This window comes from Jatrophihabitans fulvus, from assembly GCF_054781375.1.
The window spans coordinates 118,516-142,050 of sequence record NZ_BAAGUN010000002.1 but is presented as its reverse complement, the minus strand read 5'-3'; the positions used below and the strand labels follow the sequence as shown (position 1 = coordinate 142,050).

The following is a 23,535-nucleotide window of genomic DNA, read 5'->3' as shown; positions in this document are numbered from 1 at the left end:
AGCCGCGGCAAGGTCCTTCCCGGCGCCTGAAGATCGCCGGGCGGGGTGGATCTTCAGACCTGGGGTGCGTGGGGGCGCCGGATCTGCCTGAAGATCGCCGGACGGGGTGGATCTTCAGACCTGGGGTGCGTGGGGGCGCTGGATCTGCCTGAAGATCGCCGGACGGGGTGGATCTACAGACCGCGGACGCGTGGGGGCGACGGATTCATCCGAAGATCGCCGGGCGGTGTGGATCTTCAGCCGCGGCGGGCGGCGACGAGCAGGCCGTCCCCCACGGGCAGCATCGCGGCGACGAGGCGCTCGTCGTCGCGGACGGTGCGGCCCAGCTCGCGCAGGACGGTCGTCTCGTGGTCGCGCTGCGCGGGGTCGGCGACGCGGTCGTGCCAGAGGGCGTTGTCGAACGCGACGATGCCGCCGGGACGCAGCATGCGGATCGCCTGCTCGTAGTAGACCGAGTACGCCGACTTGTCGGCGTCGACGAGCACCAGGTCGTACGCGGCGTCGCGCAGGCGCGGGAGCACCTCGGCGGCGGAGCCGTTGATGAGGCGGAACCGGGACGGCGCGATGCCGGCCTCGGTGAACGCCTGCTTCGCGGCGCGCTGGTTCTCGCCCTCGACGTCGATCGTGGTGAGCACGCCGTCGGCGGCCATGCCGCCGAGCAGGTACAGCCCGCTCACGCCGGCGCCGGTGCCCACCTCGACGACGCTGCGGGCGCCGGTGGCGGCGGCGAGCACGCGCAGGGCGGCACCGCCGGCGGGACCGATCGGGGTGCAGCCCAGCTCGTGTCCGCGGGCACGGGCCCGCGCGGCGACCTCGTCCTCCGCGGTGAACGACTCCGCGTAGGCGAGGCTGGCTTCGTTGAGCATCGCGTCGGCCATGCCGCACAGGTTAGTGAGCGCGACAGCGTCCGGGAGTAGGCGCGCGACCGGTCAGTGCATCGACTCCACCAGCAGGCGCAGATCGTCCACGCCCGTGAGCGGGTTGACCACCGCGAACCGGGTGCACACCTGCCCGCGGTGCTTGGTGGCGGTGACGAACCCGACCTGCTCGTCGAGGATGCGGCTGCTCCACCGCGCGTACGCGTCCGCGTCCCAGCCGATGCGTTCGAAGACGACGACGCTCAGCTCGGGTTCGAGCAGCAGCCGCACGTGCTCCTGCCCGCGGATGAACTCCGCGCCCTCGTGCGCGACCTGGATCGTCCGCTCGATCGCCTCGGTGTAGGCGTCCGTTCCGTGCACGGCGAGCGAGAACCAGAACGGCAGTCCGCGTGCGCGGCGCGAGAGCTGGATGGCGAAGTCGGACGGGTTCCACTCGCCCTCGACCGTCACGGCGTCGAGGTAGCCCGCGTGCTGCGTGTGCGCGGCGCGGGCCTGCACCGGGTCGCGGTAGATCAGCGCGCAGGCGTCGAAGGGCGCGAACAGCCACTTGTGCGGGTCGACGATGAACGAGTCGGCGTGCTCGACGCCCGCGAACAGGTGGCGGACGCTGGGCGCGGCCAGCCCCGCGCCGCCGTACGCGGCGTCGACGTGCAGCCACCACCCGTTCTCGCGGGCGACCTCCGCCGTGCCCGCGATGTCGTCGACGATGCCGAGGTTCGTGCTGCCGGCGGTCGCGACCACCGCGAAGATGCCGTCCCGGACGGACGGGTCGAGGCCGGCGAGGGTCTCGCGCAGCGCCACCCCGGTGAGGCGTCCGCGCTCGTCGCCCGGGACGACGACGAGGTCGACGTCCATGACGATGCGCAGCGCGTGCTCGACCGACGAGTGCGTCTGCTCGCTGACACACACGGCCCAGCGTCCGGACGGGTTCCCCCGGCGGTGCCGCGCCGCCTCCCGCGCGGCGACGAGGGCGGACAGGTTGCCGATGGTGCCGCCCTGGACGAACACGCCGCCCGACTCCGGGGGCAGGCCCGCGAGGTCGGCGAGCCAGCGCAACGCCTGGTTCTCGGCGAACACCGCGCCGGAGCCCTCCAGCCACGAGCCCGCGTAGACGCTGGTGGCGCCGACGAGCATGTCGAACGCTGCGGCCGCCTTGGTCGGGGCGCTCGGGATGAACGACAGGTAGCGCGGGTGGTCGACGGACAGGCACGCGGGGCCGAGCACGTCGTGCCAGACGCGCAGCGCCTCGGTCGAGCCGATGCCCGCCGGGGTGACGGTCTGGCCGGCCGCGTCGTCGAGTTCCTCGGGCGTGAACGGCCGGTCGAGGGGCGGCGCATGCATCGCGAGCCGCTCCAGGCTGAACCAGGCCAGGGCCTGCGCCGTCTTCTCCTCGTCCGTGGTGAACCGGTGCACGGTGCCCGAGCGTAACGGTGGGGGAACGCTGAGAGCGGGCCGCGCGTTTATGGGTCGTACAGCTTCGGTTGACAGTGTCGTCCGTGAGCAGTTCTCCGCCGATGCGGACGATCACGAGGTGAGGGCATGACGGTCGAGACGACCAGCGACGTGAACCCGGTCTGGGTTCCGCCGACGTGGGACGAGGTGGTGCGCGAGCACGCCGACCGCGTCTACCGGCTCGCCTACCGGCTGTCGGGCAACCGTGCCGACGCCGAGGACCTCACGCAGGAGACGTTCGTCCGCGTGTTCCGTTCGCTCGCCGAGTACAAGCCCGGCACCTTCGAGGGCTGGCTGCACCGCATCACCACCAACCTGTTCCTCGACATGGTGCGGCGCCGGCAGCGCATCCGCTTCGACGCCCTGCCCGACGACGTCGGCGACCGCCTGCCCGGCAACGGTCCCGGCCCGGAGCAGGCCTACGACCTCAACCACCTCGACCCCGAGATCCAGGCCGCGCTCGACGACCTGCCGCCCGACTTCCGCGTGGCCGTGGTGCTGTGCGATCTCGAACAGCTGTCGTACGAGGAGATCGCGGCCACGCTCGGCATCAAGGTCGGCACCGTCCGATCCCGTATCCACCGCGGACGGGTGCTGCTGCGCGAGTCGCTGGCCCACCGGGCGCCCGGTCTGCGACCGGCCGAGCCGGGTGTGCAGCCGGGCATCGAACCGGAGCCGGCGGTATGAGCCCGCTCGGACCGTTGGGCCCGCTGGGTCCCCAGCACCTGTCGGACGAGGCCGTCGCGGCCTGCGCCGACGGCGTGCTCACCGGTCACGCGCGCAGCCGCGCGATGCGGCACGTGGCCGAGTGCGCCGAGTGCGCCGAGGCCGTCCGGGAGCAGCGCGAGACGGCGTCCGTGCTGCGCAGCGCCCCGTCGCCCGACCTGCCCTCCGACCTGCTCGACCGGCTGCGCGGCCTCCCGGCCGTCACGCCGGTCACCGTGCCGCCCACCGTCGTCATGCCCGACGGGTCGACGATGCTCTCGACCTCGCTGCCGGCCTCCAGCCGCGGGCGGTTGAACGCGCCCGTGGCGGCGTTCGTCGATCCGTCCGCGGGCTCGTCCGCCCCGGGACGCCGCCGCCGGGCGCCGTTCACGGTCCTGGCCGCCGCGGCCGTGCTGGTCGGCGCCGCCGCGACCGCGGCCGCAGCGCCCGACGACCCCACCCCGGGCCGTCCCGGTACCGACGACGCCGTCCGCACCGTGCAGCACCGCACCGACGGCACCCCCGGCGCCGGAGCGACGTCGCTGCTGCCGCCGGTCGGCCTGTTCGGGCCCGGTGGCCGCTGAGCATCGCGCCACCGGGTCGCAACCCCGGGCCGCCCTGGGGCAGACTCGACCATGACCGGACGACACCGCACCACGGGTCCGTCGCGGGCCCGACACGAGGAGCACGGCGTTGACTGATCGCAGCGACGAGGGCCGCCACGCGGCGCCCGACGACGCGAGCGGGTCGGCGCGGCACCCCGACCCCGCCGACGACCCCGGGTACGAGCGGCCGGACGGTGTCCCGGGCGGGTTCGCCCCTCGCCCCGACGGTGACGCCCCCTCGTCCTACCGCCCGCCGCCGCCCACCGTCTCCCCGGCCGACCAGGCCGTGTTCGGACGTCCGGACGGCGCGGAGGCGTTCCGGCCCGCCCCCGGCGAGCGGCTGGCCCCGCGCCACACCACGCCCGCGCCCGTGCCACGGGTGTTCGAGGACTCCTTCGGGGCCCCGACCTCCGCCCGGGACGGGTTCGACCCCGCCCCGGGTGACCGGCTGCACCCGTCCGGGCCCGCCCCCGGGTCGCCCTGGTGGAAGGCCGACGCCCCGCGCGACCCGTGGCGCGACCCGTCGTCGCCGTTCTGGCTCGGCCGCGGCGCCGTCTTCGGCCGCGGCGGGCCGTCGCAGGTCGCGCCCGACGAGGACACCGAGACCGACCCGGACGACCTCGCCGCGAAGGACGGGGACGACGAGGATCTCGAGAAGGGGTCGTCCGACAACGTCCGCCGGGTGAGGTTCGGGCCGAAGCTGTCGGTGATCGCCGTCGTCGCCGTGCTGATCGCAGGTGTGATCGGCGGCGTCGTCGGCTGGTGGGTGTCCGACAACGTCGACGAGCTGCACCGTCCGGACGCGAACATCGCGCAGGTCGAGACGCCGGTGCAGCGTCCGGCCGGTTCGATCGCGGGCATCGCGAAGCGGGTCGGGCCGGCCGTCGTCTCGATCGCGGTGACCACCAAGACCCAGTACGCGATCGGGTCCGGAGTGGTCATCGACGACAACGGCGACGTGCTGACGAACAATCACGTCGTCGCCCCCGCGGTCGACGCCGGCGACGAGGGCAAGATCGTCGTGACGTTCAGCAACGAGGCGACCGCCGAAGCCCGGGTGGTGGGTCGCGACCCCGAGAGCGATCTCGCGGTCATCAAGGTGCCGACCGACGACCTGACCGTGGCGACCCTCGGGAAGTCGTCGCAGATGGCGGTCGGCGACCCCGTGGTCGCGATCGGGTCGCCGCTGGGCCTGCAGGGCACGGTCACGTCGGGCATCGTGTCGGCGCTGAACCGTCCGGTGCGGGTCAGCTCGGACGACGGCGGCACCGGCGCCTACTACAACGCGATCCAGACCGACGCCCCCATCAACCCGGGCAACAGCGGCGGTGCGCTGGTCAACAGCAGCGGTGCGGTCATCGGCATCAACTCGGCCGCGGCGCTGGGCACCGTCGGTCCGAACGGCAGCGGTGCCGCGATCACCGGCATCGGGTACGCGATCCCGATCGACTACGCCCGCAGCATCGCGCTGCAGCTGATCCGCACCGGCAAGGCCGAGCACGCGTCCATCGGGCTGCAGGGCCGCACCGTGGTGTCGTCGACGCCCGGTCGCCAGGTCGGCGGCTACATCGTGCAGGTGTCGCCGAACGGCCCCGGGGCGAAGGCCGGCCTGAAGCAGGGCGACGTCATCGTGGCCGCCGACGGCCAGGTCATCCAGACGTTCGACCAGCTGACGGTCATCGTTCTCCAGAAGAAGCCCGGCGATCGCCTGGAAGTGACCTACTACGTTAAGGACTCGACGCGAAAGCGAACCGTCACGGTCACGCTCGACGAAGGATGAGTTGTGTTCAATCTCGGGCCGATGGAGATCCTGGTCCTCGCCATCGTCGGCGTGGTCGTGATCGGGCCCGAGAAACTCCCCGGCCTGATCAAGGACGGCGCCCGCATGCTGAAGACGCTGCGCGAGCTCGCCACCGGGGCTCGGCAGCAGCTGCGTGACGAGCTCGGGCCCGAGTTCGCCGACGTCGACTTCCGCAACCTGAACCCCCGCACCGCCGTCACCCGCATGGTCTTCGGCGACGACGACGACCTGGCCCGCCTCGATCCGCGGGGCCAGATGCGCAACATGATCTTCGGGGACGACGACCGCGACGCCCTGCGCGCGGCCGACCCCCGCGAGGCGTTCCGCGACGCCCGCCGCTCGTGGGTCGACGCGGACGACGACTCCGAGCCCCCGGCGCTGCGCAAGGTCAACGGCGCGCCCAAGCAGATCAACGGCGCCGGCGCGTCGTCCGACGGGCGGCTCGACATGAGCAAGCCGGCCGCCCGCCCCGCCGCAGCTGCCCGTTCGGCCGCGGTGACCAGGGCACCGGGGGAGCGTCCTCGCCCCCGGCCCCGCCCGGCCGCGCCACCGACGTCCACGTACGGCGACGACGTCACCTGACGCCCGGCCGGTGCGGGAGCACGTCTCCATCAAACAATTGAGTGGGCTTCACGAGTGGGCTTCACGAGTGGGCTTCACGAGTGGGCTTCACGAGTGGGCTTCACGAGTGGGCTTCACGAGACCGTCTCGTGAAGCGGTCTCGTGAAGCGGTCTCGTGAAGCGGTCTCGTGAAGCGGTCTCAATTCTTTTCGAGAGGGACACCCGCGGTCGGTGCAGAACGGTCCGGGCGCTGTCGCGTCGCGGAGGCCACCTCGGGCCGGTGATGGGCGGCCCACCCGTGGGCACGCCCAAGGCATGAGAGTCGTCATCGCCGGAGGACACGGAAAGATCGCCCAGCTGCTCGAACGTCGCCTGGCCGATTCGGGACACGACCCGGTCGGGCTGATCCGCAACCCCGATCACGAGGCCGACGTGGTGGCCAACGGGGCGGAGGCGGCTCTGCTCGACCTCGAGGCCACCACCGTCGGGGCGGTCACCGACGTGGTGCGCGGGGCGGACGCCGTGGTGTTCGCCGCCGGCGCGGGGCCGAACAGCGGGGCGGCACGCAAGCTCACCCTCGATCGCGACGGCGCGGTCCTGCTCGCCGACGCCGCGGTGGCGGCCGGCGTGCGCCGCTACGTGATGGTGTCGGCGATGGCGGCCGACGACTTCGACGCCGATTCCGACGACGTCTTCCAGATCTATCTGCGGGCCAAGAGCGAGGCCGACGCCGCGGTGCGCGAGCGGGACCTCGACTGGACGATCGTCCGGCCCGGGGGCCTCACCGACGATCCCGCCACCGGACGGGTGCGCATCGCCGACGCGACCGGGCGCGGACAGGTGCCCCGCGACGACGTCGCCGCCGTGGTCGTCGCCTGCCTCGAGACGCCGGCGACCGCGGGCACGCAGTTCGAGCTGGTGTCGGGCGACGACGCGATCGACGCCGCCCTGCAGGCCGTCAGCGGACGGGCGTGAGGCCCAGCGACCGTCCGACGATGCTGCGCGAGCGGGCGGCGAGCGTCTCGGCCACCGAGCGCAGCGCGACCGCGGCGGGAGCGTCCGGATCGGCCAGCACGACCGGCGTTCCGGCGTCGCCGCCCTCGCGCACCCGCTGGTCGATCGGGATCTGACCGAGCAGGGGCACGTTCGTGCCGGTGGACGTCGCCAGTGACTCGGCCACGGCCTGCCCACCGCCGGAGCCGAACAGCTCCATCCGGTTGCCGTCGGGCAGCTCGAGCCAGCTCATGTTCTCGACGACGCCCACGATCTGCTGGTGGGTCTGCAGCGCGATCGACCCGGCGCGCTCGGCCACCTCGCGGGCGGCCAGCTGCGGCGTGGTCACCACGAGCAGCTCGGCGGACGGGATCAGCTGTGCCACCGAGATGGCGATGTCGCCGGTGCCGGGCGGCAGGTCCATGAGCAGGACGTCGAGATCGCCCCAGAAGACGTCGGCGAGGAACTGGTTGAGGGCCCGGTGCAGCATCGGTCCGCGCCAGACCACCGCGGTGTTGCCGGGCGTGAACATGCCGATCGAGATGACCTTCACGTCGTGGGAGACGGGCGGCATGATCATCTGGTCGACCTGGGTCGGCTTCGTCGTGACACCGAGCATGCGGGGGATCGAGAAGCCGTAGATGTCGGCGTCGACCACGCCGACCGACAGGCCCTGCTGCGCCAGCGCGACGGCCAGGTTGACGGTGACCGACGACTTGCCGACCCCGCCCTTGCCGGACGCGACCGCGTACACGCGGGTGCGGGACCCCGGCTGGGCGAACGGGATCTCGTTGGCGGGGGCGTCGCCGGTGAGCTTGGACCGTAGCGCCTTGCGCTGCTCCTCGGTCATGACCCCCAGCTCGACGTCGACGCCGGTGACGCCGTCGACCTTCGAGACGGCCTCGGTCACCGCGCGGGTCAGCTCGGCCTTCATCGGACATCCGGGGACGGTGAGGAGCACCTTCACCCCGACACGGCCGTCGCCGGCGATGACGACGGACTCGATCATGTCCAGTTCGGTGACGGGCTTACGGATCTCGGGATCGTCGACCGTCGCGAGAGCGGCGCGGACGTCGGCGTCGGCAGGCTGAACCACGTCACCGATGGTACGTACGATCTGCGGGTGGACTTGCAGCCTCCCGCCGGGGATGAGGCGCAGGCGACGTCCGTCACGCGGCACGAGCCGCTGCGGCCGTCCGACTGGCGCCTTGCCGTGTGGCGCGAATTCCTGCGCTCCCACGCGACCGTGATGAAGGCACTCGAGCGCGACCTGGCCGACACGGGTGTGCCACTGGCCTGGTACGACGTGCTGCTGCAGCTGGTCGAGGCCCCCGGCCACCGGTTGCGCATGGCCGAACTGGCCGACCGTGTGCTGCTGTCGCGCTCCGGCCTCACCCGCCTCGTCGACCGGTTGCAGAGCGAGGGCTACGTCCGCCGCGAACCCGCTCCGGACGACGCCCGCGGCACGTTCACGGTGCTGACCCGTCCGGGCTTCGAGGCGCTGCGCCGCGTCGCGCCGATCCACCTCACGGGTGTGCGCGACACGTGGCTGTCGCACTTCAGCGACGACGAGCTGCGGACGCTGGGCTCGCTGCTCGGCCGTATCGCCCCCGGGTGACCGCCCGTCCGTGGCGCGATCCGGTCGTCCGGGACGCGCTCGGTGTGGGCGTGGCCGTGGGCGCCTACGGCTTCGCGTTCGGGGCCGCCTCGGTCGCGTCCGGCCTGGACGTGCTGCAGACCTGCCTGCTGTCGTTGCTCGCCTTCACCGGTGGCACGCAGTTCGCGGTCGTCGGTGTGGTCGCGGGCGGCGGGTCGTTCGGGGCCGCGCTGGCCGGCGGGCTGCTGCTCGGCTCGCGCAACACGCTGTACGCGATGCGGCTCGCGCCGCTGCTGCGCGTCCGGGGGTGGCGGCGCCTGCTCGCCGCCCACGGGACCATCGACGAGTCGACCGCGATGGCCGTCGCCCGCGACGACCCGCGCGACAGCCGCACCGCGTTCTGGTGGACCTTCGGCGGCGTCTTCACGTTCTGGAACCTGACCACCCTCGCCGGGGCGCTGGTGGGATCGGTCGTCGACCCGCGTGACTACGGCCTCGACGCGGTCGTGCCCGCGGCGTTCCTCGCCCTGCTGGCCCCGCGACTGCGGGCAGGACGGCTCGAGAAGCGCATCGCGGTGACGGGCGCCGTGATCGCCGCGGCGCTGATCCCGGTCACGCCGCCGGGCGTGCCGGTGCTCGCGTCGTGCGCGGCGCTGCTGCTCGCCACGGGTCCGTTCGGACGGGGGCGCGCGTGACCACCCAGTCGACCTGGCTGCTCGTCGGCGCCGTCGTCGCCGGCTGCTACGCCGAGAAGGCGGCCGGGTTCTTCGTGCCCGCGTCGGTGCTCGACCGGCCCGCCGTGCGCCGGGTCGTGGAGCTGCTGCCGGTGGCCCTGCTCGCCGCGCTCGTCGTCGTGCAGGCCGTTGCCGACGGGCGGCACATCGACATCGACGGCCCGCGCCTCGCCGGGTTCGCCGCCGGCGCGCTCGCGGTGTGGCGGCGGGCGCCGTTCCTCGTCGTCGTGCTCGCCGCCGCTGTCGTCGCGGCGCTACTGCGCCTGGCGTTCGGCTGACTGCTCGAGTTCCGGGTCGCGCTTCTTCTTCTTGGACGGTTTCGAGGGTTGCCCGTCGATGCGTTCCTCGACCCGCTGGATCTCCGAGCGCAGGAAGTCGCGCGTCGCGACCTCGCCCAGCGCGAGCCGGATCGCGGCGAGCTCGCGGGCCAGGTACTCGAGGTCGGCCTTCGACTCCCGCGCCTCCTCGCGGTCGGCATCCAGGTTGACGCGGTCACGGTCGTCCTGCCGGTTCTGCGCGAGCAGGATCAGCGGGGCGGCGTAGGCGGCCTGCAACGACAGCACGAGGGTCAGGAACGTGAAGGTGTACGGGTCGAAGTGCGGCACCCCGGGCAGCGTGTTGTAGACCAGCCACAGGATGATGATCACGGTCTGGATCACCAGGTAGCGACCGGTGCCGAGGAAGCGGGCGATGCGCTCGGTCAGCTTGCCGAACGCCTCCGCGTCGAAGCGGATGTTCGGCCCGCGCGACCCGGTGCGCGGTTGGTCGAGACGTGTCCGGTCCGGACGTCGGCGCTCAGCCACCGGCCGTCTCCCGGTCGTCGCGCCAGTTCTCGGGCAGCAGGTGGTCGAGCACGTCGTCGACCGACACGGCGCCGAGCAGCCGTTCGTGCTCGTCGACGACCGGGGCCGCCACGAGGTTGTAGGCCGCGAGGTGCCGTGTGACCTCGTCGATGGTCGCGTCCGGACGCAGCGCGCCGGTGTCCTTCTCGCACACCCCGGAGACCAGTGCGGACGGCGGCTCGCGCAGCAGCCGCTGGATGTGCGCGGTGCCCAGGAACCGTCCGGTCGGCGTCGCCTGCGGCGGGCGGACGACATAGACCTGCGCGGCGACGGCGGGGGACAGCTCCGGGTCGCGCACGCGGGCGAGCGCCTCGGCCACGGTCGCGTCCGGGGTCATGACGACCGGTTCGGACGTCATCAGTCCGCCCGCGGTGTAGTCGGCGTACGTCATGAGCCGGCGGACGGGCTCGGCCTCCTCCGGCTCCATCAGCTCGAGCAGGCGCTGCTGGTCGGCGGCCGCCATCTCACCGAGCAGGTCGGCGGCGTCGTCGTCGTCCATCGCCTCGAGCACGTCGGCGGCGCGGTCGTCCGCGAACTGGCTGACGAGCAGCACCTGGTCGTCCTCGGACATCTCCTGCAGGACGTCCGCCAGCCGCTCGTCGTCGAGGGCCATCGCGATCTCGAGCCGGCGCTTCGGGGTCATGTCGCCGAGCGCGGCGGCGACGTCCGGCGGGCGCAGGTCGGCGAGCATCGCGAGCACGGCGTCGGTGCCCTGCTCGGTCGGGTCCTGGGTGTCGGCGAGCGTGAGGCCGGTGACCTCGTTCCACTCGACCTGCGACAGCTGTCCGCGGCGGCGGGTGAGCCGCGCCGGGGCCGTCCGCACGGCCAGCCGCGAGACGACCCAGTCGCGCGCACGGTTGGTCTCCATGCCCGCGTCGACGATCGTCACCCGCGCGCCGGTGTCGCGCATGGTCACGGAGCGGTCGAGCAGGTCGGCGAGCAGCAGCACCTCGTGGTGCCGGCGCTCGAAACGCTTCATGTTGATCGTCCCGGACGAGAGCACGACCGCCGCGGGCTCGACCCGGGTCACCCGTCCCATCGGGACGAACACCCGGTGCCGCTGCGCGACCTCGACGACCAGCCCGAGCACCCGCGGCGGTTGCCGGTCGGCGCGCAGCATGGTCACCGCGTCGCGCACCTTGCCGAGCTGGTCGCCGGACGGGTCGAAGACGTCGATACCGGCGAGCCTCGCCACGAAGACCCGGTCGGTACTCACCACAGAAGGTTAGCCGGGCGTGTGTCCCCGGGTGCCTCAGCCCAGCGCGGCGACGGCCTCGGCGATCGCGAGCGTCCGCTGCGCCGACTCGACGTGCAGGTTCTCGATCATGCGGCCGTTGTAGGTGACGACGCCGGAACCCTTGCCGTCCTCCCAGGCCTGCAGGATCCCGCGGGCGTCCTCGACCGCCTTCTCCGACGGTGCGAACGCGGTGTTCGCGGGCTCGATCTGGCTCGGGTGGATGACGGTCTTGCCGTCGAAGCCGAACTCGCGGCCCTGCGCGCACTCGGCGGCGAAGCCGTCCGCATCCTTCACGTCGTTGTAGACGCCGTCGAGGATCGCGATGCCGGCCGCCCGCGCGGCGAGCAGCGCGAGCGACAGCGACGTGAGCACCGGCGCGCGGCCGGGGACGTGCTCGGCGAACAGCTCCTTGACCAGGTCGTTCGTGCCCATCACGAAGCAGGCGAGCCGGTCGGACGCGGTCGCGATCTCGAGCGCGGACAGGATCGCCACCGGCGTCTCGATCATCGCCCAGAGCTTCGTGTGCTCGGGCGCGCCGGCCTTCTCCATGGCGGCGACCAGCGCGCGCACCTCGTCGGCACTGTTGACCTTGGGGACGACGATGCCGTGCGGACCGGCCTGGGACGCGGCGGCGATGTCGTCGTCGTGCCACTCGGTGCCGATGCCGTTGACGCGGATCGTCAGCTCGCGCTTGCCGTACTCACCGCTGCTCGCAGCGGCACACGCGGCCTCGCGGGCGGACGGCTTCGCGTCGGGCGCGACGGCGTCCTCGAGGTCGAAGATGATGCCGTCGGCGGGCAGCGTCTTGGCCTTCTCGAGCGCCTTCGCGTTGGACGACGGCATGTACAGCACGGACCGCCGCGCGCGGAACTCGGACCCGGCCATCAGGCGTCCAGCTCGATCGCGTCGTACTGCGCCTTGAGGTCGGGATCGACCTCGGCGAGCCGCTCGGCGAGCTCGACCATGACGAGGCACTGCTTGGTCGACGCGTCGTCCTCCATCTTGCCGTCGAGCATGACGGCGCCGGTGCCGTCGCCCATCGCCTGGACGACGCGGCGGGCGTGCTTCACGTCCTCGACGGACGGGCTGAACACCTTCTTCGCGATCGCGATCTGCTTCGGGTGCAGGCTCCAGGCGCCGACGCAGCCGAGCAGGTAGGCGTTGCGGAACTGGTCCTCGCACGCGACGACGTCGGTGATGTCGCCGAACGGGCCGTAGTGCGGGTAGATGCCGTACATCGCGCAGGCGTCGACCATGCGGGCGATCGTGTAGTGCCAGAGATCCTGCTGGTAGGTGGTGCGCTCGCCCTCGATGTTCCCGTCCGTCGGGTCTTGGCGGACGAGGTAGCCGGGGTGGCCACCGCCGACGCGGGTGGTCTTCATGCGGCGGTCGGCGGCGAGATCGGCGGGGCCGAGCGACAGGCCCTGCATGCGCGGCGAGGCACCGCAGATCTCCTCGATGTTCGCGACGCCGCGCGCCGTCTCGAGGATCGCGTGCACGAGGATCGGGCGCTGCAGGCCGGCCTTGGCCTCGAGCTGGGCGAGCAGCCGGTCGACGTAGTGGATGTCCTCGGCGCCCTGCACCTTCGGCACCATGATCACGTCGAGCTTGTCGCCGATCTCGGTGACCAGCGTCGTCAGGTCGTCGAGCACCCACGGCGAGTCGAGGGCGTTGACGCGCGTCCACAGCTGGGTGGGGCCGAAGTCGGTCGCCTTCGCGATCTCGACGAGACCGAGCCGGGCGGCCTCCTTGTTGTCGGCCTTGACGGCGTCCTCGAGGTTGCCGAGCAGCACGTCGACGGTGCCGACCATGCCGGGCACCTTCGCGGCCATCTTCTGGTTGCTCGGGTCGAAGAAGTGGATCGCGCGGGACGGGCGGGCCGGGATCTCCCGCAGCGGAGCCGGGGCTCCGACGGCCAACGGGGTGAAGAAGTCCTTGGCAGGGCGCATGGATCGGGACCGTACCGCCCTGCCGGAGCCGCTCGCCCCGCATCGTGGTCGAATTCGCACCAGGGCAGCCGACCGCGCAGGGAGCCGGCATGACGGGTATCGCCACCGGGATGACGTCGCGGGTGGGCAACGCGTGGCGCCACTACGTCGGCGACGGCATCGAACCCGCCGACCCCACACCGTCCACCGTCGTGCACGACGAACCGCACGCGGTGCTGCGCCGCTACACGCCCCACGACCTGGACGGCGACCCGGTGCTGCTGGTGCCGCCGCTCGCGGTGCACGCCTCGTGCTTCGACCTGCGGCCCGGACAGAGCCTCGTGGCCCACCTGGCGGACGGGGCCGCCGGCGACCGTCCGGTCTACCTCGTCGACTTCGGGGAGGTCGGCTTCGCCGACCGGCACCTCGGTTTCGAGGACTGGATCGACCGCATCCTGCCCGAGACGATCGACCGGGTGTCCGACCGGCACGGCCGCCGCCCGGTCGACGTCGTCACCTGGAGCCTCGGCGGCACCGTCACCCTGCTCACCGCGGCGGCGAACCCCGATCTGCCGCTGCGCTCGATCGCCGCCGTCGGCACGCCCATCGACTACGCGGCGGTGCCGTATCTCGCCCCGCTGCGGGCCGTCGGCACGCTGACCGGCGGACGGGTCCTGGACGCCACGTTCCGCGCCGCGGGCGGGTTGCCGTCCTGGGCGGTGCGCGGCAGCTTCCGGTTCACGGCGCTGCGGCGCGAGATCACCAAGCCGTGGTTCGTGCTGCGCCACCTGCACGACGCCGAGACGATGGGACGGCTCGAGGCGGTCGACCGGTTCATCGGCCAGATGCCCGGCTACCCCGGCCGCTTCTACGCCCAGCTCTACCGCAACGCGGTGCAGGCCAACCAGCTGCACGACGGGTACCTGCAGCTCTCGGCCGAACGCCGGGTCGAGCTGGCGGACGTCACCCAGGACGTGCTGATCGTCGCGGGCCGGACGGACGTCATCGGGCCGCCGGCATCGGTGCGCCGCGCGTGCGACGTGCTCACCGGCGCCCGGTCGGTGCGCTACGCGCTCGAGCCCGGCAGCCACCTGGGCGTGCTCACCGGGCCGGAGGCGACCACCACGACGTGGCCCGCCGTCACCGGCTTCCTGCGCGACGTGCAGCGGATGGCCGCGGCCGGCTGACGTCCGCTGAGCGGCACCGCAGCGCCGCGCCGGTACCGGGCGGCGGCGCTGTTAAGCTGGCCAGCGCCCTGTCGCCCCCCGTCCCCGCGGGCCGAGCGGCATGTCGTCTGTTGCTGGGAGTAACCGCGTGGGCGTCCGCCACCGCCTCGACCGAGTCCTGACCCCCGGGGTCCGCGACGCCGCCCGAGCCCGTCTGGAGAGCCATCCTCGTCTCGAGAACGCGGTGCGCCGGGTCGTCGACCGCCGCAAGTCGTCCGACCGGCTCGTCGAGCTGTACGACAACCTGCAGCAGCGGTACGGCACCTTCGCGGCCGACCGCACCGGCGACGCGCTGCCGAGCGTCGCCGACATCGCCGAGGTCGAGAAGGCCGCCCTGGCGGCCGCCCCGCGCAAGCGGGACGTGCCGTGGCTGCCCGAGTCGTTCTACTCGACGCTGTTCGCGACCGGCAGCCTGGGCCGTGCCGCCGTCACCGGCATCGAACGCCTGCTCGACACCGACCAGCTCGGCCACGCCCGCACCGTCGCGATGTACTTCCGAGTGCACCCGCGCACGCGGCTGATCGGCGACGCCTGCCAGTCGGTGCTCGAGACCCGCGCCGGCGGCGCCGACCTCGCCTGGGGGCTCGTCGCGGGGCACGGTCCGGCCGACGTGCTGGCGGTGATGCCGCCGCACCTGTACTTCCGGGCCGGGTTCCGCAGCGACCCCGAGCGGGCGGCCGCGCTGCTGGGCGAGGTGCGCGACGGCACCCTGCCGCTCGACACCCCCACCCAGTGGCTCGACATCTCCCGGACGAGCTTCAGCGCCGGCTACGAGGACCTCTCGCGCTGGGCGCTCGACCGCGCCGAGAAGGCGGTGAAGGGCACGACCCCGGCCTCGCGTGCCACCCGCACCGAGATCGCCTGGCTGCGCGAGTGGTACGGCCGTGCCGAGGCCGCCCGCACCGCGCCGTCGGCGCCGTCCGGTGAGATCGCCTTCGGCGTTCTCGACTACAAGCAGCCCGACCGCCACCGCAGCTCGATCAATCTCGGCGACCCGGTGCAGACCCTGGCATCGCTCGGGCACCTGGCCCGCCGCCGCGGCGTCCGCTTCACCGCCGGCGAGGGCGCCGACGACATCACGGCCTTCGCCACCGAGCTGCAGGGCCGCGTGAAGCCCGAGCGGGTCGTCGAGGGCGACGCCGCGACCGTCCGGCTGTACGAGGTGCAGCGCGACGCGTCCGCCTACTGCGCGGTGCCCGAGGGCACCTGGATGCTCGCGTTCGGCTGGTACATGCACAACACGTTCCGCATGAAGTTCGGCCTGCCGTTCAACCCGAACATCCGTCCGATCTTCGTGTCGTTCCACATCAACAACCCGTCCCTGCTGACGGACGAGCTCATCGAGTACCTGCGCAGATATGCGCCTGTCGGTTGCCGCGACTGGAACACGGTCTACCTGCTGCTCGCAGCGGGCGTCCCGGCGTTCTTCTCCGGCTGCATCACGACCACCATCGACACCGTGTTCCCGCCGGTCGCCGACACGCACCCGCAGGGCCGCATCTTCGTCGACCTCGCGCCCGACGGTCCGGGCGACACGTACGAGCAGGAGTTCCCGGCCGTCCGTGACCGCTCGATCACCGCCAACCTGCGCGAGGCGATGGAGCAGACCCAGGGCTACCGCGACCGGTACGAGACCGTGGTCGCCTCGCGGCTGCACTGCTACCTTCCGTCGCGCTCCATCGGTGCGAACGTCGACTTCCGCCCGAAGAACCCCTCCAACGTGCGCTTCGACGGCCTGATCGGGCTCAGCGACGCCGAGTTCGACGCCGTCCGCGACGGCATCCTCGCCAAGCTCGACACCGTGCTCACCGCGATCCTCGCGGGCAAGAGCGAGGACGACGTGTACGGCATCTGGCGCGACGCCTGCGCGGCCGACGTCGCCGCCGCGGAGGAGAAACTCCACGGCCTCGGCCCCATCGAGCCGCCGGCGATGGACGTCGCCGCCGCCTGCCGGCAGGTGCGCGAGCGCGCCACCTCGATCGAGCGCACCGCCCCCGCGCCCTCGGGCGCGGAGATCGACGTCGAGTTCTCCCTCGACGGCAACCTCAAGCAGCAGTTCGCCGTCGTCCTCGACTCCGTGGTGCGTCACGCCAGCCGCCCGATCCGGGCGCACGTCCTGTGCCGCGACCACGACGAGACCGACTACCGCCGCATGGCCGAGCTGTTCCCGACGGTGTCGTTCCACTGGCTGCCGACCGACGACGTCGACTACGGGCCGGTCATCGCGATGATCAAGCACATCACGGTGGCCACCATGGACCGGTTGCTGCTGCCCGAGCTGTTGCCCGAGGTGCCGCGCATCGTGCACCACGATCTCGACGCGCTGTGCCTGGCCGACCTCGCCGAGCTGGCCGACACCGACCTGCAGGGGCACCCGCTCGCGGCGCGCACCTCGCCGCACCCGAGCTACCTGCACCAGTTCTTCGCGTGGATCCGGTACGCGCCGCGGCTCGCGCCGGAGCGCTCGCGCGAGTTCATCCGTCGCACGCACAGCCGCCACCGGTTCGACTTCGACACCTTCAACGCGGGCGTGCTCGTCCTCGACCTCGACCGCATGCGCGCGGACGACTTCTGCCGCAACTTCCTGCCCTACGTCGAGCGGTTCGGCCAGCACGACCAGGGCGTGCTGAACATCTACGCCGGTCCGCACCGCGCCGAGCTGGCCGACGTCTGGAACTGGCACCCGCGGCTCGAGCCGGCCGACACCCTCTCGGCGAAGCCGAAGATCGCCCACTGGGCCGGACCGATGAAGCCGTGGCGCCGCGAGTGGGTCAACGGCAACGACCTCTGGAAGGCCGCCGAGAAGCGCCTGCTCGACCGATCCTGACCCGTCCGTCCGGATTGCGTCACGGCAGTTCGTAGGACGAAGGTCCTCCGTCTGGCCGTTCGGCTCAGCAGCCGTGGGGCGACGCCGATAGCCGAGATGTTCCGGCGTCTCGGCCTGCGGAGGGTCCCCCAGTGAAGTTCGGCATCAGAAGTCTGACCGCGGTCGTGTCGGCCGCCCTCGTCGCGGGGGTGATGGGCATCCCGGCCGCCCAGGCCGCGCCCGCCGACCCGGCGTCGGCCCCGCAGCCGTCGGTGACGGCGTCCTCGGACGCGACGTTGAGCGCACTGTCGTTCGACAACACGGCGTTCGGAGGCGGGCTCTCCCCTGCCTTCGACGCCGCGACGCACGACTACCAGATCTACGTCGACGACACGGCGTCCTCGACCGTGTCGGCGACCCCCTCGGACGCCGGTGCCACGGTCACCGTGACCGACAACGGCAACGCCGTGACGCTGTCGTCCGGTTCGGGAACCGTGCCGCTGTCGCGGGGCCGCAACGACGTCGTGGTGACGGTGACCAGTGCCGACCACAGCGCCACTGCCACCTACTCGGTGACGGCCTGGCGCCTCGCCGCCCCCAAGCCGCAGATCGTGTCGATGGAGAACACCACGTCGACCGTCTTCGGCGGCATCCACATGATCGTGACGCTGGCGAACGGCACCATGCCGGGGTACTGCGACACCAGCTACCGCGCGGGTGCCGAGCCGGCGTACGAGTACGCGACCAGGTTCGATCCCGCCACGGGTCTGACCCGGGTCGTCGTCTACCTCCCGCCCCAGCCCGGACGGCAGGGCGGCAAGGTCGACTTCTCCGTCCTGACGAACTGCTACTCGTCGAGGTTCGGCACGTACTACAGGTCGACGGTGACCGCGGACGACGCGATCACCTACGTGAAGACGCTGCAGGTCGACAGCATCGACGGGCCGATTACCGTGACCACCGGCACGCCGATGACCGTCCGCGGCCCGTACCTCAGCGAGTACGCGAACACCCGGGAATGGATGACGAACGCGGCGGGTGACGTCAGCCAGCTCTCGGACTGGGACTTCACCGGCAACGGCAACGTCGTGATCTACAAGGACTACGGCTGGGGTCGCAACGAGTTCGACGCCACTCCTGGACCGCGCACGCTGCACTTCGGGTACTGCCCCGAGAACCAGTGGAACGTCGACGAGCACTGCACGACCGTCTTCACGAAGAAGCTGACCTGGGTCGTTCCGGTGCCGACGGACGTGTCGTTCAAGCCGGCCGCGGGCTCGCAGGCCGGTGGCACCACGATCAGGCTGCGCGGGCGGTTCATCGAGTCCGGTACCGACGACCTGCACATCAAGGTCGGCGGCCAGGAGGTGACCAGCTGGAACACGATCACCGAGGCGACCGACAGCAGCCCCTACACCTTCGAGAACTACACCCAGGGCTACGACGTCATCGAGTTCACGGCACCTGCCAGCGCGACCGCCGGCCCGGTGTCCATCAGCGTGACGAACGACTACGGCACCACCGTGGCGCGCGGCGCCTTCACGTACTCGGCCCGACCGACCATCACCGGCGTCTCCCCGACCGCGGTCGCCAACAGCGGCGGATCGGTCGTCACCGTCACCGGCGCCGACTTCGGCACCAGCGGCGTGCCGACCGTCATCATCGGCGGCGTCAAGTCGCCGCGCGTCACCCGGCTGAGCACCACCAGGCTGACCGCCGTCGTCCCGGAGCTCGCGGGAACGACCGGTCCGGTCGACGTCACCGTCGCCTCGCCGCAGGGGGGTGGCATCTCGTCCGCCGCCCAGCTGACGCTGCGCGCGCCGGGCACCGCCCCGACCATCACCAGGATCTCGCCGGCGAGTGCTGCCGCGGGCGACGACGTGACCGTCACGGGCAGCGGCTTCGGGCCGGCCGGCACCGCCGGTGTGACGGTCGACGGCAGCGCAGCCGCCGTCACGACGTCCTCGGCGACCTCGATCTCCTTCGTCGTGCCCGACACCGACACCCCGGGCGCGAAGAAGGTCGTCGTCGCCTCGATCACCGGCACGGCGACCAGGGCGAACGGCCTGACCGTGCTCCCCGACCCCGCCGTCACGGGCGTGACGCCGGCGAGCATCCCGTCGTACGCAACCGGTGCGAGCAAGAAGGTCGTCCTCACCGGGTACGGCTTCGGCACCACCGGCACCGTCAAGGTCGGGTCCGCCCCGGCGGTCGCCTACACCGCGACGGGCTCCGGCACCCGCATCGCCGGCGTCGTCGTGCCCACCACGGCCGCCGGCCCGCTCGCCGTCGTCGTCACGCCCAAGGGTGCGAAGGCGCCGCTGCGCGCAACCGTCTCGGTCACCGCGCCCTCGTTCTCCTACGTGGGCCCGGACCCGCGCCAGGCGTACTACGGTCCGCCGGACATCGACGAGGGCCAGGGCGGGCTCGTTCTGACCGTGCCCACGACCGGCAGGACCGTCATGCGGCTCGAGGGCACCGGCTTCGGGCCCGCGGGCAGCGTCAAGGTCGACACCACCGCCGTGAAGGCGATCAGCTGGACCGACACGGCCGTCACCTTCGCCGCTCCGGCGCACGCCGCCGGCCCGGTGAAGATCACTCTGACGCCGACCGGCTCGACGCTCGCGGCCACGCGCGCCGTCGGCGCCCGGTACGTCGCCACGGCCGTCGGCCGTCCGACCATCAGCCGCATCGGTTCGAACGCCGACCTGGGTCACGGCACCCGCAGCGAGTTCGACCCGATCTCGGACGCCTCGAACGACTTCGTCCTCTCCGGCACCAACTTGACGGGGACCTCGGCGAACGCCACCCGCGTGCTCGTGCAGGACGGAGGGACGACGTTCACGATCGTGCCGACGCAGGTCAGCGCGACGTCGCTGCACTTCGCGGCGCCCCGCGGTGTGACCAACGGCGACTGGCACAACGTCAAGGTCGTGACGAACGTCGGTTCGGTAGACCTCAACTTCGGCGTCTACTACATCCACGCCGGCCGCTCGATCTCGGTCAGCCCGAACGTCGGGCTGTGCCGGCCGAGCGCGGTGCCGGCCACCGGTGGCATCACCTACGCGCCGGCCACGACGACCATCACCGCGAGCGAGGCCACGTTCGGATCGAGCGGCACGGTGACCATCGACGGGGTCGCTGTCACGCCCACCTCGTACAGCAGCACGAGCATCGCGCTCGACATGGCGCAGCTGGCGCACGCGCTGGAGAACCCGTGGGGTTCGAAGAGCATCGTGGTCACGCCGTCCGACACGTCGCTCCCGGCGCAGACCCTCGGGTTCCTCTGCCAGGTGACGCCGGGCGTCACCACGACGGCGAACGGCAGCGCCAACGACCTGACCGTGGCTGCGGGGACGACCTACACCGTCGGCTACACCACGTCGGGCTTCGTCGGGGCCACTCCCTTCAGCGCGACCGCTCCCACCGGCTACGAGTACGTGTCCGCCACGGACCACAACGCCTACGGGTTCACCCGCAACGTCCGCTCGGGCATCCCCGCCGCGGCCGGCAACTGGTACGTGCGGGTGGCGCTCTCGCGCGCCACGTACGACCGCGCGCCGTACGGCGCCTTCGCCCCCGCTCCGGTGCACGTCACGATCACCGGTACCCCCGTGACGATCACCCCGGTCTCGGACAACGGCTCGTCCTTCACCTACAAGGGACAGCTCGGTGACGGCACCGGAAGCAGTGCGCAGGACGTCCACCACAGCGCCACGTCCACGACCGACCAGATCACCGGGGTGACGTACGAGTACCGCGACGCGACGTGCACCAACGGCGGCTGGACCGAGGGCCTGCCCGCGGGGGTCGCCCGGTCGGCCACCTCGTGCGGCGGCGACGGCACGACCGTCAGCAAGTGGGACCTCCGCGTGAAGTCCTTCGAGATGACGCGATCGGGCACTGACCGTTCGATCTACTACGAGGGCACGTTCCCGACGACGCAGATCACGATCACGCCGCGTGACCTGACCGTCGCGAGCGTCCGCGCCGACAAGGTGTGGGACGGCACGACCGACGCGACGCTGGGTGACCTGAAGGTCACCGGCGCGGTGGACGGCGACGACGTGCAACTCGCGAACGGTGCGGGCGGCGGTGCCTTCGCCGACGCCGCACCGGGCGTCAACAAGAGCGTCGCGCTGACGCAGGACCTGGTCCTGGCCGGGTCGGCGGCGAGGAACTACCGGCTCGTCAACCCGCGCCCGACCGTCGTCGGCACCATCGCCAAGGCGTCGGCCGTGCTGGCGCTGAGCAGCTCGAAGTCGTCGCTGCTGCTCTCGCAGGCCGGCACCGCGACCATCACGCCGACGGTCACGGACACCCGCGGCGGTGCGGTGCGCAACGACGCGGGTCTCGCGCAGGTCGTGCTCACCTCGGCGACGCCGACGATCTGCTCGATCACCGGCACCACCGTCACCGCGCTGCGCGCCGGCATCTGCACGATCAAGGGCACGCAGGCGGCCTCGACGAACTACAACGCCGCCACCGCGGCATCGGACCCGTCGAGCCGCACCGAGACCGTGGACATCCAGGTGTTCCCGGCGCCGCAGGCGATCTCGGTCGTGGCCGACGACATCACGGTGGCTCAGGGCGACGACGTCACCCCGACCTCCCAGGTCGGCGGTCTGTTCGACGGCGACAGCGTCGACGGCGTCGACTACGACTACTACAAGGGCGCCACCAAGCTCGCAGGTCCGCCCACGGACCCGGGCACGTACAAGGTGGTGCCGCGAGGCGGCACGCTGCAGGCGGACGACCCGTCGGTCTACAGCAACTCGGCGTCGTTCAAGTACGTGACCGGCACCCTGACGATCACGGCGAAGCCGCCGACGATCACGACGGTCGCGCCGAAGACCGGCCCGACCACGGGCGGCACGGTCGTGACCGTCAGGGGCACGCGCCTCGACACCGTCCGCACGGTCACCATCGCCGGCGTCACCTTGAAGGCGGGCTCGTTCACGGTCGACGCCGCCGGCACGTCGCTCCGCTTCACCACCCCGCGCGTCCGACGCCCGGGTCCGGTGACGCTGCGGCTCGCCAACGGCAACGCGACCGCTGAGGACGTGTACACGTACACCGAGGCGCAGACGACCGTGCCGGGCGCACCGACCCGCGTGCGCGCGGTCGGCAGCGACCGGTCGGCGACGGTCACGTTCCGTCCGCCGTCGTCGAACGGCGGGACGCCGATCACGAGGTACCAGGTCAGCACCGACGGCGGCCGCACCTGGCGCACCGTCGCCACGACCCCCGGTCCTCGCGGCGCCCGGACGGCGACGCTGTCCGGTCTCACGAACGGCGCCGGCTACTCGGTGCGGGTGCGGGCGGTCAACGCGAACGGCGCGGGCGCCGCGTCTGCCGCCGACCGGGCCGTGCCGCACACGACGGCCGGCGCCCCGACGAGGGTCGCGCCGCGTCCGGGCGATCAGCGCGCCACCGTGACGTTCGCGCCGCCGGCGTCGAACGGCGGATCGCGCATCACCGGCTACCAGGTGAGCCTCGACGGCGGCCGCACATGGCGGCGGGTCGCCACCCGGCCGGCTGCGGGCGGCAAGCGCTCGGTCACCGTGGGCGGGCTGCGCAACGGCGTGACCTACCGCGTCACGGTGCGGGCGGTCACCGCGTACGGGCCGGGCGCCGTCTCGGCACGGCGTCCGGTGCTCCCGAACGCGCCGCGGCTCGGCAACCGGCGCACGGTGTCGCCGTCGCAGATCGCGGTGCCGGCGAATCCCAAGGCCTACCGCGGCGAGCGCCGGCAGACCCGGGCGTACGACACGAGCCACAACGGCACGTGGGCACACCCGATCTCGCAGCTCGGCAACCGGCAGATGACGGTGGGCGAGGCGGCGACGCTCGACCGGGACAGCCTGTTCGAGTTCGACAGTGCCGTGCTCACGAAGGAGGGCCACGCGGCCGTCCGGCTCCTCGCGTCCCACCTGCGCCTGGCGCGGGCGGTGACCTGTGAGGGCTACACCGACTACGCCGGCGAACCCGGACACGAGCTGACGCTCAGCCGGCAGCGGGCCAAGGCGGTGTGCGTGGCACTCGTGCACTACGGCGCGAAGGTGGCGACGAGCAAGGTCGGCTACGGCGGCACCCGCCCGGTCGTCGTCGGCGGATCCGCGCAGTCGCGGGCGGCGAACCGGCGCGTGGTCGTGATCGTCACGCGCTGA

General features: G+C 72.3%; 18 protein-coding genes. 11 read left to right on the top strand and 7 right to left on the bottom strand.

The annotated features are described in order from the left end of the window. Positions 1–236 precede the first annotated feature (236 nt). Together ACYVP9_RS09210 and ACYVP9_RS09205 are read right to left on the bottom strand one after the other, a co-directional pair. Positions 237–878 (bottom strand): O-methyltransferase, encoded by a 642-nt coding sequence (locus tag ACYVP9_RS09210; protein ID WP_460604486.1) that lies wholly within the window; start codon positions 876–878, stop codon positions 237–239. 51 nt (positions 879–929) lie between these two features. Then, complete coding sequence (locus tag ACYVP9_RS09205) at positions 930–2,291, bottom strand: pyridoxal phosphate-dependent decarboxylase family protein (protein WP_460604485.1); 1,362 nt, start codon at positions 2,289–2,291, stop codon at positions 930–932. A gap of 126 nt (positions 2,292–2,417) precedes the next feature. Between ACYVP9_RS09205 and sigE the strand changes: the two genes are divergently transcribed. The 5 genes from sigE (at position 2,418) to ACYVP9_RS09180 (ending at position 6,977) form a co-directional block, all read left to right on the top strand. Next, the gene (gene sigE / locus ACYVP9_RS09200; protein ID WP_460604484.1) at positions 2,418–3,017 is read left to right on the top strand and encodes an RNA polymerase sigma factor SigE; all 600 of its coding nucleotides are present in this window, start codon (positions 2,418–2,420) and stop codon (positions 3,015–3,017) included. After that, positions 3,014–3,619 (top strand): anti-sigma factor family protein, encoded by a 606-nt coding sequence (locus ACYVP9_RS09195; RefSeq protein ID WP_460604483.1) that lies wholly within the window; start codon positions 3,014–3,016, stop codon positions 3,617–3,619. The genes sigE and ACYVP9_RS09195 overlap by 4 nt, the downstream gene beginning before the upstream one ends. A gap of 109 nt (positions 3,620–3,728) precedes the next feature. Next, entirely contained in the window at positions 3,729–5,420 is a 1,692-nt protein-coding gene (locus ACYVP9_RS09190; RefSeq protein WP_460604482.1) for a S1C family serine protease, read from the top strand. Between the two features lie 21 nt (positions 5,421–5,441). Continuing rightward, positions 5,442–6,023 (top strand): Sec-independent protein translocase family protein, encoded by a 582-nt coding sequence (locus ACYVP9_RS09185; RefSeq protein WP_460604481.1) that lies wholly within the window; start codon positions 5,442–5,444, stop codon positions 6,021–6,023. A gap of 294 nt (positions 6,024–6,317) precedes the next feature. Continuing rightward, a complete protein-coding gene (locus ACYVP9_RS09180; protein WP_460604480.1) occupies positions 6,318–6,977 on the top strand; it encodes an SDR family oxidoreductase in 660 nt (219 codons plus the stop codon). Here ACYVP9_RS09180 and ACYVP9_RS09175 read toward each other — a convergent pair. Continuing rightward, positions 6,961–8,091, bottom strand: a complete 1,131-nt coding sequence (locus ACYVP9_RS09175; RefSeq protein WP_460604479.1) for an Mrp/NBP35 family ATP-binding protein — start codon at positions 8,089–8,091, stop codon at positions 6,961–6,963. The genes ACYVP9_RS09180 and ACYVP9_RS09175 overlap by 17 nt on opposite strands. Before the next feature lie 27 nt (positions 8,092–8,118). Here ACYVP9_RS09175 and ACYVP9_RS09170 point away from each other — a divergent pair, with 27 nt between their 5' ends. From ACYVP9_RS09170 to ACYVP9_RS09160, 3 genes are read left to right on the top strand one after another with little or no spacing between them, the layout of a single operon-like run. Beyond that, on the top strand, positions 8,119–8,613 hold the full coding sequence (locus tag ACYVP9_RS09170) for a MarR family winged helix-turn-helix transcriptional regulator (RefSeq protein ID WP_460604478.1): 495 nt from the start codon (positions 8,119–8,121) through the stop codon (positions 8,611–8,613). Next, complete coding sequence (locus ACYVP9_RS09165) at positions 8,610–9,287, top strand: AzlC family ABC transporter permease (protein ID WP_460604477.1); 678 nt, start codon at positions 8,610–8,612, stop codon at positions 9,285–9,287. Before ACYVP9_RS09170 ends, ACYVP9_RS09165 begins: the two co-directional genes overlap by 4 nt. Further along, positions 9,284–9,604 carry an AzlD domain-containing protein gene (locus ACYVP9_RS09160; protein ID WP_460604476.1) on the top strand — a complete coding sequence of 107 codons (321 nt, stop codon included), beginning with the start codon at positions 9,284–9,286 and terminating at the stop codon, positions 9,602–9,604. Before ACYVP9_RS09165 ends, ACYVP9_RS09160 begins: the two co-directional genes overlap by 4 nt. Here the strand turns inward: ACYVP9_RS09160 and ACYVP9_RS09155 are convergent. The 4 genes from ACYVP9_RS09155 to ACYVP9_RS09140 are packed head-to-tail and all read right to left on the bottom strand — an operon-like array spanning position 9,581 to position 13,354. Beyond that, positions 9,581–10,129 carry a DUF1003 domain-containing protein gene (locus ACYVP9_RS09155; protein ID WP_460604475.1) on the bottom strand — a complete coding sequence of 183 codons (549 nt, stop codon included), beginning with the start codon at positions 10,127–10,129 and terminating at the stop codon, positions 9,581–9,583. The genes ACYVP9_RS09160 and ACYVP9_RS09155 overlap by 24 nt on opposite strands. Next, positions 10,122–11,384 carry a magnesium transporter MgtE N-terminal domain-containing protein gene (locus ACYVP9_RS09150; protein WP_460604474.1) on the bottom strand — a complete coding sequence of 421 codons (1,263 nt, stop codon included), beginning with the start codon at positions 11,382–11,384 and terminating at the stop codon, positions 10,122–10,124. Before ACYVP9_RS09150 ends, ACYVP9_RS09155 begins: the two co-directional genes overlap by 8 nt. A gap of 36 nt (positions 11,385–11,420) precedes the next feature. Then, positions 11,421–12,290 carry an HpcH/HpaI aldolase/citrate lyase family protein gene (locus ACYVP9_RS09145; protein WP_460604473.1) on the bottom strand — a complete coding sequence of 290 codons (870 nt, stop codon included), beginning with the start codon at positions 12,288–12,290 and terminating at the stop codon, positions 11,421–11,423. Beyond that, on the bottom strand, positions 12,290–13,354 hold the full coding sequence (locus tag ACYVP9_RS09140; RefSeq protein WP_460604472.1) for an HpcH/HpaI aldolase/citrate lyase family protein: 1,065 nt from the start codon (positions 13,352–13,354) through the stop codon (positions 12,290–12,292). Before ACYVP9_RS09140 ends, ACYVP9_RS09145 begins: the two co-directional genes overlap by 1 nt. Before the next feature lie 89 nt (positions 13,355–13,443). On the opposite strand from ACYVP9_RS09140, the gene ACYVP9_RS09135 reads away from it, so the two are divergent. The 3 genes from ACYVP9_RS09135 (at position 13,444) to ACYVP9_RS09125 (ending at position 23,535) form a co-directional block, all read left to right on the top strand. Continuing rightward, a complete protein-coding gene (locus tag ACYVP9_RS09135) occupies positions 13,444–14,520 on the top strand; it encodes an alpha/beta fold hydrolase (RefSeq protein WP_460604471.1) in 1,077 nt (358 codons plus the stop codon). A 127-nt stretch (positions 14,521–14,647) separates the two neighbouring features. Further along, a complete protein-coding gene (locus ACYVP9_RS09130; RefSeq protein ID WP_460604470.1) occupies positions 14,648–17,386 on the top strand; it encodes a glycosyltransferase in 2,739 nt (912 codons plus the stop codon). Positions 17,387–17,517: 131 nt separating this feature from the next. Then, positions 17,518–23,535, top strand: coding sequence for an IPT/TIG domain-containing protein (locus ACYVP9_RS09125; RefSeq protein WP_460604469.1), 6,018 nt, complete (start codon positions 17,518–17,520; stop codon positions 23,533–23,535).